17 protein-coding genes and 3 tRNA genes are annotated in these 17,074 nt (G+C 53.4%); 16 read left to right on the top strand and 4 right to left on the bottom strand.

Going from position 1 to position 17,074, the window contains the following annotated elements; all coding sequences use genetic code 11:
- Positions 1 to 4 precede the first annotated feature (4 nt).
- Positions 5 to 1,129 (top strand): deoxyguanosinetriphosphate triphosphohydrolase, encoded by a 1,125-nt coding sequence (locus tag BLP53_RS10535; protein WP_091472128.1) that lies wholly within the window; start codon positions 5 to 7, stop codon positions 1,127 to 1,129.
- Between the two features lie 11 nt (positions 1,130 to 1,140).
- Here the strand turns inward: BLP53_RS10535 and BLP53_RS10530 are convergent, their stop codons facing one another.
- On the bottom strand, positions 1,141 to 1,533 hold the full coding sequence (locus BLP53_RS10530) for a DNA-binding protein (protein ID WP_091472364.1): 393 nt from the start codon (positions 1,531 to 1,533) through the stop codon (positions 1,141 to 1,143).
- Positions 1,534 to 1,631: 98 nt separating this feature from the next.
- Between BLP53_RS10530 and BLP53_RS10525 the strand changes: the two genes are divergently transcribed.
- Positions 1,632 to 2,285 carry a DNA methyltransferase gene (locus BLP53_RS10525; RefSeq protein ID WP_091472127.1) on the top strand — a complete coding sequence of 218 codons (654 nt, stop codon included), beginning with the start codon at positions 1,632 to 1,634 and terminating at the stop codon, positions 2,283 to 2,285.
- A 66-nt stretch (positions 2,286 to 2,351) separates the two neighbouring features.
- Positions 2,352 to 3,329: an Eco57I restriction-modification methylase domain-containing protein gene (locus BLP53_RS10520; protein WP_091472126.1), complete on the top strand. Its 978-nt coding sequence runs from the start codon at positions 2,352 to 2,354 to the stop codon at positions 3,327 to 3,329.
- Between the two features lie 123 nt (positions 3,330 to 3,452).
- On the opposite strand, the gene dksA is transcribed toward BLP53_RS10520, so the two are convergent.
- Together dksA and folD are read right to left on the bottom strand one after the other, a co-directional pair.
- Positions 3,453 to 3,875 (bottom strand): RNA polymerase-binding protein DksA, encoded by a 423-nt coding sequence (gene dksA, locus BLP53_RS10515; RefSeq protein WP_091472125.1) that lies wholly within the window; start codon positions 3,873 to 3,875, stop codon positions 3,453 to 3,455.
- Between the two features lie 138 nt (positions 3,876 to 4,013).
- Positions 4,014 to 4,871: a bifunctional methylenetetrahydrofolate dehydrogenase/methenyltetrahydrofolate cyclohydrolase FolD gene (folD, locus tag BLP53_RS10510; protein ID WP_091472124.1), complete on the bottom strand. Its 858-nt coding sequence runs from the start codon at positions 4,869 to 4,871 to the stop codon at positions 4,014 to 4,016.
- A gap of 84 nt (positions 4,872 to 4,955) precedes the next feature.
- On the opposite strand from folD, the gene BLP53_RS10505 reads away from it, so the two are divergent.
- The 13 genes from BLP53_RS10505 (at position 4,956) to BLP53_RS10445 (ending at position 16,803) form a co-directional block, all read left to right on the top strand.
- Positions 4,956 to 5,032: transfer RNA gene (locus BLP53_RS10505), tRNA-Pro, on the top strand.
- Between the two features lie 39 nt (positions 5,033 to 5,071).
- A tRNA-Arg gene (locus BLP53_RS10500) sits at positions 5,072 to 5,148 on the top strand.
- A 15-nt stretch (positions 5,149 to 5,163) separates the two neighbouring features.
- Positions 5,164 to 5,239 (top strand) — tRNA-His (locus BLP53_RS10495).
- A gap of 71 nt (positions 5,240 to 5,310) precedes the next feature.
- Positions 5,311 to 6,363, top strand: coding sequence for a GGDEF domain-containing protein (locus tag BLP53_RS10490; RefSeq protein ID WP_245652802.1), 1,053 nt, complete (start codon positions 5,311 to 5,313; stop codon positions 6,361 to 6,363).
- Positions 6,364 to 6,492: 129 nt separating this feature from the next.
- Positions 6,493 to 8,412 (top strand): type II secretion system protein GspD, encoded by a 1,920-nt coding sequence (locus BLP53_RS10485; RefSeq protein ID WP_091472123.1) that lies wholly within the window; start codon positions 6,493 to 6,495, stop codon positions 8,410 to 8,412.
- Positions 8,409 to 9,107: a tetratricopeptide repeat protein gene (locus tag BLP53_RS10480; RefSeq protein ID WP_091472122.1), complete on the top strand. Its 699-nt coding sequence runs from the start codon at positions 8,409 to 8,411 to the stop codon at positions 9,105 to 9,107. Before BLP53_RS10485 ends, BLP53_RS10480 begins: the two co-directional genes overlap by 4 nt.
- A gap of 8 nt (positions 9,108 to 9,115) precedes the next feature.
- On the top strand, positions 9,116 to 10,831 hold the full coding sequence (locus BLP53_RS10475) for a GspE/PulE family protein (protein ID WP_245652800.1): 1,716 nt from the start codon (positions 9,116 to 9,118) through the stop codon (positions 10,829 to 10,831).
- Positions 10,828 to 12,027, top strand: coding sequence for a type II secretion system F family protein (locus BLP53_RS10470; protein WP_091472120.1), 1,200 nt, complete (start codon positions 10,828 to 10,830; stop codon positions 12,025 to 12,027). The genes BLP53_RS10475 and BLP53_RS10470 overlap by 4 nt, the downstream gene beginning before the upstream one ends.
- Before the next feature lie 3 nt (positions 12,028 to 12,030).
- Positions 12,031 to 13,512 carry a hypothetical protein gene (locus BLP53_RS10465; protein WP_091472119.1) on the top strand — a complete coding sequence of 494 codons (1,482 nt, stop codon included), beginning with the start codon at positions 12,031 to 12,033 and terminating at the stop codon, positions 13,510 to 13,512.
- A complete protein-coding gene (locus tag BLP53_RS10460) occupies positions 13,509 to 14,120 on the top strand; it encodes a hypothetical protein (protein WP_143001368.1) in 612 nt (203 codons plus the stop codon). The genes BLP53_RS10465 and BLP53_RS10460 overlap by 4 nt, the downstream gene beginning before the upstream one ends.
- Entirely contained in the window at positions 14,117 to 15,310 is a 1,194-nt protein-coding gene (locus tag BLP53_RS10455; protein ID WP_091472117.1) for a hypothetical protein, read from the top strand. The genes BLP53_RS10460 and BLP53_RS10455 overlap by 4 nt, the downstream gene beginning before the upstream one ends.
- Entirely contained in the window at positions 15,307 to 16,041 is a 735-nt protein-coding gene (locus BLP53_RS10450) for a type II secretion system protein (RefSeq protein WP_245652798.1), read from the top strand. Before BLP53_RS10455 ends, BLP53_RS10450 begins: the two co-directional genes overlap by 4 nt.
- A gap of 15 nt (positions 16,042 to 16,056) precedes the next feature.
- Entirely contained in the window at positions 16,057 to 16,803 is a 747-nt protein-coding gene (locus tag BLP53_RS10445) for a HesA/MoeB/ThiF family protein (RefSeq protein WP_091472116.1), read from the top strand.
- Here BLP53_RS10445 and BLP53_RS10440 read toward each other — a convergent pair.
- Positions 16,800 to 17,015: a (2Fe-2S)-binding protein gene (locus tag BLP53_RS10440; protein ID WP_091472115.1), complete on the bottom strand. Its 216-nt coding sequence runs from the start codon at positions 17,013 to 17,015 to the stop codon at positions 16,800 to 16,802. The genes BLP53_RS10445 and BLP53_RS10440 overlap by 4 nt on opposite strands.
- Positions 17,016 to 17,074 lie beyond the last annotated feature (59 nt).

Genomic DNA, 17,074 nt, shown 5'->3' with positions numbered 1-17,074 from the left:
AGCCATGACCTTAGCCCGCTTTGCTGCCCACCCCGAACAAACGCGTGGCCGCAAGGTCGTGGAACCGGAGTCGCCTACACGCAATGTTTTCCAGCGCGACCGCGACCGTATTATCCACTCAACCGCGTTCCGCCGCCTGGAATACAAAACGCAGGTGTTTGTAAACCATGAGGGGGATCTGTTCCGCACCCGCCTCACGCACAGTATCGAAGTGGCGCAACTGACACGTGGTATTGCGCGTACCCTGGGGCTGCATGAAGACCTGGCCGAAGCGATTGCGCTGGCGCATGATCTGGGACATACCCCATTTGGTCATGCCGGGCAGGATGCGCTCAACCACTGCATGCGTGACTATGGCGGTTTTGAGCATAATTTGCAGTCGCTACGCGTGGTCGATGTGCTGGAAAACCGTTACGCCAGTTTTGACGGGCTGAACCTGAGTTTTGAAGTACGGGAAGGCATCCTCAAGCATTGTTCCCGCAAGAATGCCGAACGATTGGGTGATGTCGGTGAGCGCTTCCTGCGCAAGGAATCACCCAGTCTGGAAGCGCAAATCACCAATTTTGCCGATGAAATTGCCTATAACAATCACGACGTGGATGATGGCCTGCGTTCCGGCCTGATCACCATCCAGCAGCTATCCGGCATTCAGCTGTTCGCCGAGAACATGGCCGAAGTGAAGCGTCTGTACGGCGAAATTGAAGAAAAGCGCCTCATCCATGAAACCATACGCCGCATGATTAATGTGCTGGTGGTGGATTTGTGCGAGCAAAGCCAGCAGGCGATTGCCAGGCTGAATCCGGTCAGCATTGATGATGTGCGCAAGTCACCTGTTTACCTGGTTGGGTTCAGCAAAGCGATTGCCGACAAAAACCTTGAGTTAAAGCAGTTTTTACTCAAGCATTTATACCGGCATTACAAAGTGAACCGCATGAGTGCAAAAGCCGGGCGCATTATCGAAGAATTGTTTACTGCCTTTATGCAATCGCCCAGCCTGTTGCCGGACGAGCACCAGCAAGCGGCCAGGCAGGATCAGGCTCGTGCCGTGGCAGACTATATTGCTGGCATGACCGACCGCTACGCGATTCGTGAGCATCGGCGCCTGTTTGCGGTAGAAGAAAGCTGGTAATTACCGCAGGGCTATTGACTGTGCGCTTTTTTAAACGCCAGGATTACCTCGCGGACGACTTTCTTTTGTGCGGCAGGCAGCGCCAGAAAAGCTTCAAATAACTCGCGCTCCTGATATCCGATTTCTTCATCCCAGCGTTTTCTTTCCTGCTCCACCTTTTGCTTGATCCCCAGCCCGAACATTAATTCATCGGGTGGGACTCCCAGCCATTCTGCCAGCGTAATGATTTTTTCATAGGGCGGGATGGATTCACCTTTCAGCCATTTGTTGACGCCATGCAAGGTCATCGGCTTGCCATAATGACGCAGGTTGAACTCACGTTCCAGCACTGCTGCTTCAGCCTTATAGCCAGCTTGCAGCAATGCCGTACTTAACCGTTTTGAGAATTCCAGTTTTCTATTCATCCAGTTACGGTAAATCACTGAACTTTCAGTTACGTAAACTGTTAAATAGTTACGTTATAAACTAAACTATTAGTTACGTTAATTTGTAACTCTATAGTATGGTGATTCCTCAAGTTGTTTCCAGGCAGCGTGTTGCCGATCACGGCGAAGTGTATACCCATCCACGCGAAGTGAATGCCATGCTGGACCTGGTTCGGCATGAAACCGAACGTATTGAGTCTCGTTTTTTAGAGCCGGCCTGCGGGACAGGTAATTTCCTGGTAGAGATTGTGGCGCGCAAGCTGGCCGTGGTGAAAGCGAAATACGCCAAAACTCAACTGGAATATGAGCGGTATGCGGCCATTGCTATTGGCTCTGTTTATGGCATTGAGTTATTGGCGGATAACGTCCTGGCTTGTCAGCAACGCCTGTTTTTATTGTTTGACCAGCAATATACCCAACTTTACGAAGCCAGGTGCAAGCAGGCCTGCCGGGAGACCATTCGTTTTATTTTGCGGCGTAATATCCTGCAAGGTGATGCGCTGACGCTGACAACGGTGGCAGAACCGACGGAGCCGATTGTGTTCAGCGAGTGGTCCGTCATCAATGACGGCTTGATCAGGCGTCGCGATTTTAAATTTGCGCATTTGATAAATCGTGCAGATTCACACTCGTTACTTTTATTTTCAGGTTCAGGTGAAGAAACATGTTTGCGTGAACCCGTGAAGGAATACATGCCCATCTGTTTGTTTGCACTGGCGACGCAGGAATAGGCATGCATCATGACAAAACGGTAAACGCCGGCGTTGCAATGCTCACCAGGGCATGTTGGAAAGCCCATGAGATTTGATGTGATTATTGGCAATCCACCCTACCAGTTGAGTGACGGAGGTGGGGCTGGTTCAAGCGCAACGCCTATTTATCACCGGTTTGTCGACCAGGCCAGGCAATTGCAACCATCTTGCTTGCTGATGATTATCCCGGCGAGATGGTATTCGGGTGGTAAGGGGCTGGGGCAATTCCGGGCGCACATGCTGGCTGATAAGCGCATGAAGGTACTGGTTGATTTTGAACACTCGGCGGAGGTGTTTCCAGACGTGGATGTGGCTGGCGGTATTTGCTATTTTCTATGGGAAAAAGATTACAACGGACTATGTAAAGTCATCAATGCAAGCCAAGGCGTCTATCACATATCATTGCGGGCGCTGGATGAATTTTCTGTCTTTGTCAGGAACGCCCGGGCCATCTCTATTATTCATAAAGTCGCTAACGCCTCCACAGGATTACTGGCCTTAAGCCAGCGTATATCCCGAAGGCAGCCGTTTGGCATTGCAAGCACCTATATTCCTACGCATACAGGTATTCCGTGCTGGTTTACGCAAAGGATGGGGTTGTTGCATGTCAATGCCCAGGATATTTCTGATCCTGACGGCTTATTGCACAAGTGGAAGCTGCTCATCGCATTTGCACCCATTGCTGGCCAGACGGATTTCTCGAAACCCATCAGGTTTTACTCGACAGAAAGTACGCGGATTGCCAGGCCGGGCGAGTGTTGTTCGGAAACCTGGCTGGTTGCCTGCGCGTTTGATACCGAACAGGAGGTCATCAATTTCAAGCGTTATCTATTCACAAAAACAGTAAGATTCCTGTTGTTGCAGCATGTCATCTCACAAAACATTACACGCAGAAACTTCAGTTTTATTCCTGATCTGGGGAAATATCAGACCATATATACAGATGAATTACTCGTGGATATGTGGTCGCTTACCGCTGATGAATGGGCTTATATAGATTCTAAAATTCTGGCGACTGCCTAGTTTAGGTTCAGCTGGGTATGAACATATGTAGGAGGGGCGGAGAGTGAATTGAAGTGCCGCTTAAATAAGACAGGCCGTAGATGACTACGGCCTGTCTTATTGTCTGGTCATTGCCAGCGAAGTTTATTTGGCAACCTGTTTTTCGCGCATTTCATCCAGTGTCTTGCAGTCTATGCATAAGGTGGCGGTCGGGCGGGCTTCCAGGCGCTTCAGGCCGATTTCAATGCCACAACCTTCGCAGTAACCATAATCGCCACTGTCGATATTACGCAGGGTTTCGTCGATTTTTTTAATCAGCTTGCGTTCACGGTCACGGTTGCGCAATTCCAGCGCCATGTCGGATTCCTGGCTGGCGCGGTCATTCGGGTCGGCAAAGCTGGTGACTTCATCCTGCATGGTATGGACTGTACGGTCGATATCATGACTCAACTCTGCTTTCCAGTTATTCAGAATACTGCGGAAATGGTCCTGCTGTTTTTTGTTCATGTACTCCTCGCCAGCCGCTGGCTGGTAAGGGGTGAAGGATTTGTTAACTGTATCTGCCATGATGGTTCCAAAAGACGAAACTGCTTGATATTACTTGCCTCAGAGGCGCGTTTATTGCATTACGTTAATCAACAATCGCGCGAGTGTACACCGATTTTCCGGGCTTGCAAAGCAATTTGGCGATACGGAATGATGTGTTTATGCCGGTTCCCTCAGCGCTAATGCTTTGAGCGTGTTTTCCATCAAGGTCGCGACTGTCATGGGCCCCACACCACCTGGAACCGGGGTAATGTAGGCGGCCCGCTGTTTCGCTACTTCAAATTCAACATCCCCCGCAAGTTTGCCATCAGGCAAGCGGTTGATGCCAATATCCACCACAATCGCACCTGGCTTAATCCATTCGCCTTTTACCAGGCCAGCTCTGCCGGCGGCTGCGACAACAAGGTCAGCGCGCTGCACGTGCTCTGCGAGGCTTTTTGTGTGGCGGTGACAACTGGTGACCGTGCAACCGGCCAGCAACAGCTCTAAGCCCATAGGCCTGCCAACATGGTTGGAAACGCCGACGACCACGGCATCCAGCCCTTTAAGGTTGATACCGCTGGCTTGCAGCATTTTAATCACGCCATAAGGGGTGCAGGAGCGTAACAGCGGCTGGCGTACTGCCAGGCGGCCAATGTTATAAGGATGGAAGCCGTCTACGTCTTTGTTCGGGTCAATCAGGGCCAAGATGGCCGATTCATCAATATGATGCGGTAACGGCGATTGCACCAGGATCCCGTCTGTAGCAGGGTCTTGGTTCAGTTTCCTGATTAAGTCGAGTAACTCATTTTGCGTCAGGCTGGAAGGAAGTTTGTAGGCTTCGGAAACGATGCCTACTTTTTCGCAGGCGATCTGTTTGTTTCTCACATAGATCGCTGAAGCGGGGTCATCCCCTACTAAGATTACCGCCAGGCGCGGGGCGCGTTTGCCTGTCGTCAGGCGTTGTTCAATGTTGATGCGAATTTCATCCAGCAGTTGATTGGCAATTTGCTTGCCATCAATAATGTGTGCGCTCATGAGCAAAAGAGTAATCGTTAAAAATGATAATTTTATCACATCGACATTGACACAAATTCGTGAAATCGGTTATATTTCTGGCTTCGGCGTGTAGCGTAGTCTGGTAGCGCGCCTGCTTTGGGAGCAGGATGTCGGGAGTTCGAATCTCTCCACGCCGACCAGTTTTCCCTGGATTGCCTGATCGGCATGTAACTACCTATCTGCTCGTAGCTCAACTGGATAGAGCACCAGCCTTCTAAGCTGGGGGTTACAGGTTCGATTCCTGTCGGGCAGGCCAAAATTTTCCCCAGTGGTGGCTATAGCTCAGTTGGTAGAGCCCCGGATTGTGATTCCGGTTGTCGTCGGTTCGAGCCCGATTAGCCACCCCATTCCATTTTCCTGTTATTAAAATCCAAAATTAGTTGAAGATATTGGCTCTTTTTGCCAATAGGTTCTGGCAATGGCTTTGCTAAAGTGTCCGGATAACATTGATGCCGAACACATGACCATTCATTTGAATCTGAGCAAGTTTATGCAGAGCCTTACCGATCTGACCAGGATCAGGGAGAGTCTTGCGCTCGATCCGGCCTTGCTATCGCTGTTGCAGCACTGGTTGAATATTTTTGCCGCGCAGCACCAGCCTGTCAGAATGCAAGTGTTATCCCGGCGGCAATTGGTCTCGGCAATTAATACGTTTGAAGAAAGCCACCAAAGTCCGGAGCTTGAAGGCTGGGCGCCGGAAATTTATGCGATGCTGCTACCTTATATGGATAAGGAATCCCGCCATTACGAGTGCCTGGAAACCGATGGCGGCAAACTGCATGTTTTTCCTTTGCAGCAAAGTGTTACGCATAAGCACGCCATCCTGCTTATCCAGCATGAAGCATTGACCAGCGAAGCCGTAGGCCTGATTGAGCAGTGCCTGGAAATGTTCCACCACTATGCCAACCTGATTATTGAGAACGAGCGTGATGCCTTGACCGGTTTGCTTAACCGTAAAACCTTTGATGAGTGCGTCAGCAAAATCCTGCTCAATGATTACAGGCCAGAGTTCAAATTTCCCCTGCATCATTTCCTGGCGATTTTCGATATCGACTTCTTCAAAAAGGTCAACGACACCTATGGGCATTTAATCGGTGACGAAGTATTGCTGCTGTTTTCTCATCTCATGCGGGAAACGTTCAGGGATGGTGATTTACTGTTCCGTTTTGGCGGTGAAGAGTTTGTCGGCGTATTTTCATGCGCCGATGAAAGTGACATCGTGGACTTGCTGGAGCGATTCAGAACCATTTTAAATGCTTATATCTTCCCGCAGGTTGGCCGGATTACCATGAGCGTAGGTTTCGCGCGCATGGCGCTGAATGTGCTGCCTAATACTGTGCTGGAACGCGCTGATGAAGCCTTGTATTACGCCAAGGAGCATGGCAGAGACCGTATTTGCAGCTATGAAGAGCTGGTGGAAGGCGGCCATCTGCAGGACAGCATGATCGAAGGCGAAATCGAACTGTTTTAGGTTGTTAGCGGTTCTGTTACCGCCGTCTTTCAACGGGTTTTTTCCTTTTCTTTCTTTTCCCTGTTTGACATTGTCTGTTAATTATATTTAATATATGTAAATAATAGACAATTTTATCAGGGGGAATAGATGCGATTCGTTGCCATGCTGTTCGCATGCGTATGGCTGACCGCCTGTTTCAGGCCGGCGGTTGAAGATGAAGCCCGCCATTCCGCCCTCCACCTGCCGGTACTCAAACCAGCAGTGGTGCCAGCGTCACCTTATCCGGAAGTGGAAACCTCTGACGTTGAAGTCGCCGCCGTATTAAGCCCTCCTTTAAAGTCTGCTGCGCCTACTTTATTGGTAAACCTCATGGTGCAGGATGCGCCGGTGCAAGAGGTATTGCAAGCCTTGGCCAGGGAAAGCCAGCTGAATATGGACATTCATCCGGCATTAAGGGGAAACGTCTCTGTGCATGCCATCCAGCAGTCTGTCCCTGCCATTCTGGCCCGCCTCGCAAAACAGGTGGATATGTATTACGAATGGCGCAACGGTGTGTGGCTGATTGCGCCGGATATGCCGGTCATCCGCAGTTACCGGTTGAACTACGTCAATATGAGCCGCGATACCAGCGGCTTTATTGGCGTTGCCAGTGAAATCAACAGTACCGGCATGGCTGCAGCCGGCGCTGGCCAAAACCATATTGGCAGCGTAGCGCAACCTGCAATGTCTGGAGGCAATAGCAACAGTTCCAGGACGGCCGTTGCTACGCAATCACGTTACCATCTGTGGGAAAGTGTGGTGCAGAACCTGCAGCTGTTGCTGGAAGAAACCGATAAAGCCATGCGTGCGCGTGACGAAATCATGGACAGCCTGCCATCCTCTGCAGACACCACCGGCTTGCCATCTGGCCAGCTAACTGCGCCTGATACCTCTTTGCAGAGTGCCGAAGCTAAAAACACGCCTCCCCCGGATTTAATAGTGAAGCCGGAAAAAGTGCAACAGGCACAGATGCGCTGGCGGGCTTCACGTCTGATTGCCAATCCTGAAGCAGGGATTCTAACCATACGGGCGTCGCAAAGCCAGCATGCGCAGATCAAGGCTTACCTGGAGTCCGTCATGCAGGTCGCGGCCAGGCAAGTGCTGATTGAAGCAACGATTGTGGAAGTCGAGTTAAGCAAGAGCTTCCAGATGGGCATAGACTGGAGCCGCTTGTCGAATGCCGCCCAGCAGCGCGGCTGGACATTTGCCCAGTCCCTGGGCAATGAGGCCGCCCACTTCAACGCCAGTAGCGGGCGCTGGGAAAGCAATAACAGCAAAAACGCACTGGGCCAGAATAATGGCAGCGTGGCCATGATGTTCGGGTATTTCAACCCATTGAGCCACCTGGGCAACCTGAGTGCCAGTGTTACGCTGCTGGAGCAGTTTGGCAAGACGCGGGTACTTTCCAGCCCGAAATTGATGGTACTGAATAACCAGACTGCGATTCTGAAGGTGGTCGATAACCTGGTATATTTCACTATCCAGTCGCAGATATCGCAAAGCAGCAGCACTAATGGCGCCAACCTGCAAGCGGTGACAACCACTGCCAATACGGTACCGGTAGGGCTGGTAATGGCGGTGACCGCACAAATCAATGGCCAGAAAAGGGTCAATCTGAATGTCCGTCCAACCGTCTCCAAAGTATTGAGATATATCGAAGACCCTAACCCCCAATTGGGCAGTGGTAGTACACGTATTGTGAGCAGCATCCCGGAAATACAGGTGCGCGAAATGGAGTCGGTGCTGAATATCGCGAGCGGTAATGTGGCGATACTGGGCGGGCTGATGCAGGAAGACCAGCGTGACTTCACGGACAGGGTGCCGGGGTTGGCAAGCATCCCTGTCATCGGGTATGCGTTCACCGGCAAGAACCAGGCAGCGAAGAAAACAGAACTGGTGGTGTTTTTAAGGCCAACCGTCATTGGCCTGGCTGACGTCAAGTCCGGTGATTTGCAGCCTTTCCAGCCTTTGTTGCCGGAATCATTGCCGGCGGATGAGGTGGATATCGGCGTGGGTGAACCATCATGAATTTTTTGCCAGTGATGCGTAGGTTTGCTAATCGCGTCCAGCGCCGCCGGACGTACCGGGCGGCATACCAGGGCGCACTGGTGCACCGCTTGGCGTGGCAGACAGAAAGAGGATTACATGTACTGTTGTGGGCAGGCATTGCCGGCATGACGTTTGTCGCTGTGCAGCCAATCATCATGCCGGTAAGTCCGGCATCCCCTATCTCCAGTCAGCCACCGCAGCGGCTGGCAGTGATTCCTTCCTTGCCACTACCGTTGCCAGTGACGGAGCAAGTACAGGCTCACAATGACAGCCTTTTTGTTTTGACCAGCCCACCAGCGGCTGAGCCCCTGCAGCTTGTGGCCGTGAGTGAACGTCCGGTGCGGACCTCAGCACCGGACAACCTTCCTGTCAGGCCTTTACCGCGCTGGCAGCTGGAAGTGCAGTCCTCGACGATGGCTGAAACGATGGCATTACATGCACTCGCTAACGCAAACCGCTATTTGCAAACCGGGAAATTTGAGCTGGCCCGGCAATGGCTCCTGGATATTCTAGGGCAGGATCCCCATCGGGTCGAAGCATTGGCAGGCATGCTGCTGCTCTCTAAAAAACTGGGAGACATTGATAGTGAGCAGGCATATCTGGAGCGGCTCAGGCAGGTCATTCCGGATTACACCTGTCACGACGAAACATTGCTACTGAGTGAAGTGGAGTAAGAAAGTTGATGAGCGCCGAGAATCTTCAACTGGGAGAGTGGATGCTGGCCAAAGGCATGATTACGGCTGATCAGCTGGATATCGCCATGATTGAACAGCGCGAAAGTGGTTTGTCTCTTGGGCAGCAACTGGTCCGGTTGCACTTTGTCACGGATGCCATGGTGAGGGATATACTGGCGCAGCATCATGCGCACGAGAGTATTGACTTGCGGCAGGTGATTCCTGATCACGAAGTATTGGCCATGGTGCCGGAAGCGTTTGCCAAACAGCACCGTTTAATTCCCCTGGATATATCACCTGACAAACAGGTGATGCGGGTGGCGATGGCTGACATGAACCGTGTCACGGTGCTCGACCAGTTACGTTATTTATTGGGCAGCTCGACACAGCTCAAACCGGTATTGGCCACCGAAGCACATATTGAACAGGCACTGGACAAATTCTACGGCCACAATTTGTCGCTGGACGAAATTTTGCATGAAATCGAACAGGCATCGTTGCCACAGGCAGCCAGTGCTTCCCGGCAGGATACACGGCCGGTGATCCGGCTGGTGAATGCGATACTGGTTGATGCGGTCAAGCAAGGTGCTTCTGATATCCATTTTGAACCAGAGCAGGCCTTTCTCCGCATCCGTTACCGCATTGACGGTGTCTTGTGGCAGATCCGCTGCCTGCATGATCGTTACTGGCCAGCCATGTGCGTGCGCCTCAAGATTCTGGCCGGGATGGATATTGCCGAGCAACGGATCCCCCAGGATGGGCGGGTCAACCTGTTTTTATGTGGCAGCCAGATTGATTTCAGGGTGTCCAGCCATCCTACGCTGCATGGTGAAAACATCGTGTTGCGTGTGCTGGACAGGGATAAAGCGATTATTGCCCTGGATGCCATGGGCCTGCGTCAACCGCAGTTGCAATTACTGCAAACCCTGCTGGAAAAACCGGAAGGATTGCTGGTATTAACCGGCCCCACCGGTAGTGGCAAAACAACCACGCTTTACTCCCTGCTTGGTCATCTCAATCATCAGCATGTGAACATCATGACACTGGAAGACCCGGTGGAATATCCCTATATGCTGATGCGCCAGACCTCGGTCAATGAAGCAAACAAAGTAGATTTTGTCAGCGGCATCCGCGCCATCTTGCGGCAGGACCCTGACATTATCCTGGTGGGTGAAGTGCGTGATGAACCCACTGCCGCCATGGCCATGCGCGCGGCCATGACCGGCCACCTGGTGATGACCACGCTGCATACCAACAATGCGATTGCTGCATTTGCACGACTGGAGGATTTAGGTGTCAGCCGGCAAGTGATGAGAGGCAGCCTGGTGGGCGTGATTGCACAGCGCCTGTTACGGCGGTTATGCCCGCATTGCAAAGTACCGGTACTGCCGGATATGGAAATACAGGCACTCCTGGAATCACTACCGGTTTCGGGGCCGGCTGGATCCATTCAGCTCTATCAGGCCGGTGGGTGCAGGCAATGCCGCATGAGTGGTTATCGTGGTCGGCTGGTGATTATGGAAATCCTGGTGATGCAGCCTGAACTCGATGCGATGCTGGCACAAAATCCGACCACGCTGGCGTTGCAGCAGCAGGCACGGGCATACGGCTATACCACCCTGGCAGAAGAAGGGTTACAACGTGTCTGCTCAGGAGAAACCAGCTTGCAGGAGTTGCGCCGGGTTGTCGATCTCAGTGCTTATGCTGCAGGAGTGGCGTCATGACCAGCTATCGGTACACGGCAATTGATCCCTATGGCCGCCAGCAGCGTGGCATATTGCATGCCGCGAATGAACAGGCATTGATAGCCCGTTTGCATCAGTCGGGGCTTGAGCTGCTGACTGCCAAAACAGGAGCGGCTCCTTTCGCACTGCAAGCACGCGTGACGGCACAGACACTGATTTTGTTCTGCGTGCAGATGGAACAGCTGCTACAGGCTGGCGTGCCATTGCTGCAGACTCTGGAGGAATTGGCTGCCCAGGGCGGACAGCCACGCATGGCAGACGCGCTGGGGGCATTGCAGCAGGCACTGCAAGGGGGACAATTACTTTCGCAGGCATTGCAGGCCCAGCCCCGGGTTTTCCCACCGCTTATCTGCCATCTGGTCGCAGCTGGCGAACAGACAGGGCAATTACCTGAAGTCTTCGGGCACCTCGCACGGACACTGCAATGGCAAGCTGACCTGGTCGCGCAAACCCGGCGGGGACTCGCCTATCCTGCGTTGTTATGCCTCATGGTCTGCGTGGCTGCAGGGGTGATGCTGACTTTCCTGGTGCCACAAATGGTGGGTTTTCTCAACAGCCTGGGCCAGGCATTGCCATGGTCAACCAGCTTATTACTGTGGTTATCGGATTGGGCGATGGCTTATGGTGGCCTGCTGGTCATTTTTCTCATGTTGCTGGTGGCGGGTGTACGGTTGGCGATTAAGTACTCGACTGCCTGTGCCTTCACCTGGGATCGCGTGTTACTGCAAATGCCGGTGATTGGACATCTGCTGCGGCAACTAGTGTTGGCCAGGTTATGCCGTTTCCTGGGGCTCATGTACCAAACCGGTATTCCCTTGTTACAGGCGCTGGTATGGTGCCAGCCATTATTGCATAACCGGTTGATGGCAAAGGTATTGGCGCAAGTGCATGAGCGTGTACAGGCCGGGGAAAGCTTGTCTGCCAGTTTTACCGCCACTGGCCGCTTTCCTCCGCTGATGGTGCGCATGGTGCGTATAGGCGAGGCGACAGGTGCGCTGGACAAGGTATTGTCCCAATTGGCCTCTTTCTATGACCGTGAGGTGCAGGCGCAAACGCAATGGCTGCTGCGCTTGCTGGAGCCTGTGTTGACCATGGTACTGGGCCTGATGCTATTGTTTTTGATGGCCGCCGTGATACTGCCCGTCTATGACAGTTTTTCGACCCTGCGGTATTGAGCCATGGCCCAGCAACGGTTGATTGTCCTGATCAGTGTTGCGCAATGGCAGGTACTGCGTTTTTCAGGGGCGCAGTACCTGGAAGGGCGAACATTTACTGCCAGCGAGGAGAATCAGTTACCGTTATTGCACTGGATAACACAGTTTCCGGCAGCGACGGTGGCTTTCCTGGCCGATATCACCGATGAGCACTACCATGTCGAAGTGCTGCCACCTGTTCGCGGGGCAGCCAGAAAGCAGCTGCTTGAGCGCAGGCTGGCTGCCTGGCCCTTGGCACAGGCGCTGCATACCGTACATTACATAGACAGGGTGCAAGGGGTACGCCGGGAAGATCGCTACCTGTTTTCTGCAATGCATTACCCGACTTTGCAGCGCTGGTTGCAGGGATTGCAGCAGCAAGGAATGCGGGTGCAGGGTATTTATACCCAGTCGCTTTGCCTACCTTGCTGGCTACCAGGTAAAACGCACTGTCTTTGTGTTTGGGTGGATAAACAGCAGGTCCGCCTCTGTTATCTGTATCAGGCCAGGCTGCTTTTTAGCCGGTTGCTGGTACTACCGGCAGCAGCCTCCCTTGCCGCACGTATTGCGGATGAAGTGATCCAGACACGTTTTTACTTAATGAGCCAGCATTGGTTACAAGAGAGTGAGTCATTACATTTGCTGTATTTAAGTGGCGAGGACTCCATGGATGACTTGGCACAACAACCCTGGCCACCGGCAATTCAGCCAGCAAGTATTGCTTATAAGGATCTGGCTCGGCACCCTGATGAAGAGATCCCGGAATCTCTTGGCGTTATGGACTGGGCGGCTGTGCAAGTCATCCTCAATACCCGCCAGTTGCCAAACTTTGCGCCAGTTGAAGTTTTAATGCGTGACCGTATTGCACGGGCAAAACGCATGATCCGTAACGCCTGTGCGGTGATGACCTGTTTGTTTGCCATGGCTGCCTGGAGTGCCCATCGACAGTTACAGCATGCGCAGCTGGATGTTCAAGCCGCACAAGCAAGCGTACTGCGCTGGCAGGCGGCGATGCCTGTCCTTGAGGTCAGCGAAGCCGCATTGCCGCAGTTGCACGCGCAGGTCCTGGCGATCCAGGCACTTGAGGCATCCGTGCGGTTGCCTGACCGGTTATTGCAGATATTACAGCAGACCATGCCGGAGCTGGACAGTTGGCAATTGCAGAAGCTGGCCTGGCAATATGAACCGGCTACCGGCAGGAACGGGCAGGCAGATCGTCATTGGTCAGAGCAGGTTTCACTCACGTTTGCCAGAGAGGGGAGCCATGCGCCTGTAAGTGCCAGCCAGGACTGGCGAGAATTGCTGGAAAGATTACGTTTGCATCCGGACATATCCGGACTGATCGAAACAAGTGCATCAAGCACCGCTGACAAGCCGGTATTGCGTGGAGATACGCGTCCCATGCGGGAAATTGCTGACCAGCAGCAACTTGAAATACGGTTGCACCAGCGCGGGAATGCAACATGATGCCTCGCGACTACTGGCTGGCCTTGCGCGGTTACCTGGCAATATGGGCGCTGGTAAGTATGCTTGGGCTGGCGGTGCTGGGTTCTTATTTTTCCAGGCAGGCTGGGATAAATGACCTGCGCATCCAACTGGCGCAGCAACTGGTGTTGCTGCAACAAAAAGCTTCACAGTATGCACATTACCAGCAGGACGTGGCGGTTTACCAATCCCATCATCTGCGCTGGCAAGATCAAGGCATGGTTCAGCCAGCTCATCCCGGGCAATGGATAGGCACCTGGAATGCCTTGCAGCAGCAATGGCATTTGCCGCACATGCAATATGAAATTCAGCCTTTCGTTACATGTGCAGGCCAGCAATGCGCCCAGTTCTGGCCAAGGGATATACCGGCTGGGCTGGAGATGACAGTAACCCCCGTGACATTACGCTGGTCGGTGACCAACGAGGCTGATGTCCTGGATTGGCTGCAACAGCTACAACGATCTTATGCCGGCAGGATGCTGGTACGAGACTGTCACTGGTCGGTGACAGATACGGCAGAGGCCATTATGGCGGCGTGCGAGCTGTATTGGTTTGACTTTCCCAATTTGATACCCAATCAGCCGGCATGAGCAAACATCTATATCTGGCGAGTGGTCAGCACGGTATCATCGTGTGGGTGATTTTACTGTTGCTGATGGGGCTGGGTGGACTGGTGTTCTCTGCATCGTTGCATTATTCCAGGCAATCAGCCATGCAAAAAACACTGGCCTCGCTTGCGCTGGCACAGCAGGCGCTGCTGGCCTACGCCAATCAGCCATTGGGAACCACACAATGTGACATGAATTGCCCGCGACCGGGAGATTTACCCTGCCCGGACCGCAATAACGACGGGGAGGCGGAATCCAGCTGCAGTGCATCATCCCGGCTGGGGCGGCTGCCATGGAAAACGCTGGGTATTGGTGACCTGCGCGATGGTAGCGGAGAACGCTTGTGGTATGCCGTTTCCGAGCGGTATAAAAACAATCCGCGCTTGTTGCCACTCAATATGGATACGCCCGGAACCTGGAGTGTCACCTCTACAGAAGGGATGACCTGGGATGCCAGCCAGGGCAATGGTGTCGTTGCCGTGATTATTGCCCCTATGCAACCGTTGCTGCGTGTAGATGGCTGGCAGCAACAACGCAATGATGCAGGTGTAACGGTAGCCAAACATTATCTTGATAGTGATGGACTCAGTGACAATGCCAATCCATTGGAAAACTCGGCCAGCGGCTTCGTCATGGCGGCGCCTTCCGGGCAGTTTAATGATGTGGTATGGCCAGTGACGGCCACCATGATGCACAGGCAGATGCAGCAACAGGTGCTGGCCGAATTGAAACGCGTGATACGCTGTACGGCTAGCCCCTGCCCCGCTTTGCCTGCCGCAGCGGCGGTGACCGATGACAGTTGCCTGGGCTCCCAATCCCTGAACGGCGGCCAGTGTTTGCCGGCTTCTGTTGCCGGTTTGGGACGGTTACCTCTGGATGTATCGGCACATTGGCCGCTAGCGGAACAGCATATGCTGGATGGAGATGCCAGGCATCACTGGTTCCAGCAGAACGGCTGGCGTGAGCAGGTGTTCTACCAGCCATCACCAACGCAAGTGCTACTGGTGATGGCTGGAGAAAAATTACCTGGGCAATGGCGGGAAACGGCTATCCATAAAAGCGCATTGACCGCTTACCTGGAAGCCGCCACGCTGCAAGCATTGCAAGTGCCAGACATCAATGCACTGACGATCTCCAGCAATGACAGTCTTGAGCGGCTGGGCCTGCCATGATGCCTGGCCGGGTGATTGATGCCGGGAAACGAATGGCGCATATCCATGCACAAGGCTTCAGCTTGCTGGAACTGGCCATTGCACTCGTAATCCTGAGTTTGATGATGGGCTGGTTAATGACGCCACTACGTGTGCAGCACAGCATGCAGAAATATCAGCAGACAGAGCAGCGATTGCAGCTTGCGCAACAGGCCTTACTCGGCCATGCGCTGATACATCATTACTTACCCTGCCCGGATACAGACAGCCCGCCGGATGGCTGGGAGAATGTATTGTCCAGCCAGCGCTGCGCCAGTGATGAAGGCGTGCTGCCCTGGGCGCAATTGGGGCTGGTGGCCACGGATGCCTGGGGGCGCTATTTCCGTTATCGTGCAGACGCGACGTTTACCCACCATGCGCAATGGTTTTCGGTGGCTGCGGCCGAGGGGGCGAGTAATATCCAGGTGACTGGCGAGAGTGGTGCTGCGACCAGCATCACCAGCCGCCCGGCGGCGATTGTGCTTTCACATGGCGAAAACGGGCTGGGTGGCATACAATCCGTCTCTGGCGGGCTGACCCATGCGATGGCTGCCCCGCTCCATCCTGACGAACAGGAAAATGCAGACGGTGACCTGTTGTTTGTGGACAAGACACAGCAGCAAACAGGCAACGCCGTATTTGATGACCGGCTGGTGATGCTGTCATCCAAAGTACTGATACAGCAAATGGTACAGGCGCAACGGTTGCCTTGAACGAACGGAATTCTGATGCAAGACGATTTATTGTTACGTTACAGCCGGCACATCATGTTGCCGCAGATTGAGTACGCAGGGCAGGAAAAGCTCACCCAAAGCCATGCGCTGATCATTGGCGCGGGTGGCCTGGGAGCACCGGTGGCCATGTACCTGGCCGCGGCAGGGGTCGGTACGCTGACTATTTGTGATTTTGACGTGGTGGATTTAACCAACCTGCAACGGCAGATTATTCATACCACAGCCGCCGTTGGGCAGAACAAGGCCTTGTCGGCACAGGCCACCATTGCCGGATTGAACCCTGAGATCAGCGTAAACGTTGAAACCGCCCGCCTCAATGCGGAGGCACTTGCCGAGCGCGTTGCAACTGCCGATGTAGTGATTGATTGCTCGGATAATTTTGCCACCCGCTATCTGTTGAACCAGCTATGTTTTGATCACAAAACGCCGCTGGTGTCGGGGGCCGCCATCCGGTTTGAAGGTCAGCTCAGTGTTTTCGATTTCCGGCATGCGGGATCCCCATGCTATCACTGCCTGTATCCTGATGTGGGGGATGACCAGGAGTTGCGCTGTGCCGATAATGGCGTGTTTGCGCCGCTGGTTGGCATGATAGGAACCGCACAGGCGGGTGAGGCGATCAAGCTGTTACTGAATATCGGCCAGACCATGCAGGGCCGGCTGTTATTACTGAATGCCTTGTCGGCTGAATGGCGCACGATACGCCTGAAAAAAGACCCTTCATGCACGGTGTGTGGCCATTAAGGCTTGGTCTCGCCTGCATGCTCCGCCTGCAAGGCCTTGACCAGCTCGGCAATATCCCATTCGCAACCACCACAACCGCTCAGTGCGCCTGAATAGCGCGAAATGCCCTCCAGGTCCTTGCCCTGCCTGACCAGGTCAATAATCAATCCGCGCGTGGTGCCGCTGCAACTGCACAGGACTTCATTCGGGTTTTCTTCGTCAGTTCCAGGCATCCGTACGCTATCCTTTAAAACTGCATTTTAATGGCAGATGACTGACTTGTGCCAGCGCC

The sequence above is a fragment of the Methylophilus rhizosphaerae genome (genome assembly GCF_900100975.1).
Taxonomy (GTDB): Bacteria; Pseudomonadota; Gammaproteobacteria; order Burkholderiales; family Methylophilaceae; genus Methylophilus; species Methylophilus rhizosphaerae.
The sequence above is the reverse complement of the archived record's forward strand: the minus strand, read 5'-3'. Positions and strand labels throughout refer to the sequence as shown.

Bases quoted from the DNA above. Each gene is read 5' to 3' on its own strand.
- BLP53_RS10470 (WP_091472120.1), top strand. From the start codon at position 10,828: ATGACCAGCTATCGGTACACGGCAATTGATCCCTATGGCCGCCAGCAG.
- BLP53_RS10530 (WP_091472364.1), bottom strand. From the start codon at position 1,533: ATGAATAGAAAACTGGAATTCTCAAAACGGTTAAGTACGGCATTGCTG.
- BLP53_RS10450 (WP_245652798.1), top strand. From the start codon at position 15,307: ATGATGCCTGGCCGGGTGATTGATGCCGGGAAACGAATGGCGCATATC.
- BLP53_RS10455 (WP_091472117.1), top strand. From the start codon at position 14,117: ATGAGCAAACATCTATATCTGGCGAGTGGTCAGCACGGTATCATCGTG.
- BLP53_RS10465 (WP_091472119.1), top strand. From the start codon at position 12,031: ATGGCCCAGCAACGGTTGATTGTCCTGATCAGTGTTGCGCAATGGCAG.
- BLP53_RS10490 (WP_245652802.1), top strand. From the start codon at position 5,311: ATGGCTTTGCTAAAGTGTCCGGATAACATTGATGCCGAACACATGACC.
- BLP53_RS10445 (WP_091472116.1), top strand. From the start codon at position 16,057: ATGCAAGACGATTTATTGTTACGTTACAGCCGGCACATCATGTTGCCG.
- BLP53_RS10525 (WP_091472127.1), top strand. From the start codon at position 1,632: ATGGTGATTCCTCAAGTTGTTTCCAGGCAGCGTGTTGCCGATCACGGC.
- BLP53_RS10460 (WP_143001368.1), top strand. From the start codon at position 13,509: ATGATGCCTCGCGACTACTGGCTGGCCTTGCGCGGTTACCTGGCAATA.
- BLP53_RS10535 (WP_091472128.1), top strand. From the start codon at position 5: ATGACCTTAGCCCGCTTTGCTGCCCACCCCGAACAAACGCGTGGCCGC.
- dksA (WP_091472125.1), bottom strand. From the start codon at position 3,875: ATGGCAGATACAGTTAACAAATCCTTCACCCCTTACCAGCCAGCGGCT.
- folD (WP_091472124.1), bottom strand. From the start codon at position 4,871: ATGAGCGCACACATTATTGATGGCAAGCAAATTGCCAATCAACTGCTG.
- BLP53_RS10475 (WP_245652800.1), top strand. From the start codon at position 9,116: ATGAGCGCCGAGAATCTTCAACTGGGAGAGTGGATGCTGGCCAAAGGC.
- BLP53_RS10485 (WP_091472123.1), top strand. From the start codon at position 6,493: ATGCGATTCGTTGCCATGCTGTTCGCATGCGTATGGCTGACCGCCTGT.
- BLP53_RS10480 (WP_091472122.1), top strand. From the start codon at position 8,409: ATGAATTTTTTGCCAGTGATGCGTAGGTTTGCTAATCGCGTCCAGCGC.
- BLP53_RS10520 (WP_091472126.1), top strand. From the start codon at position 2,352: ATGAGATTTGATGTGATTATTGGCAATCCACCCTACCAGTTGAGTGAC.
- BLP53_RS10440 (WP_091472115.1), bottom strand. From the start codon at position 17,015: ATGCCTGGAACTGACGAAGAAAACCCGAATGAAGTCCTGTGCAGTTGC.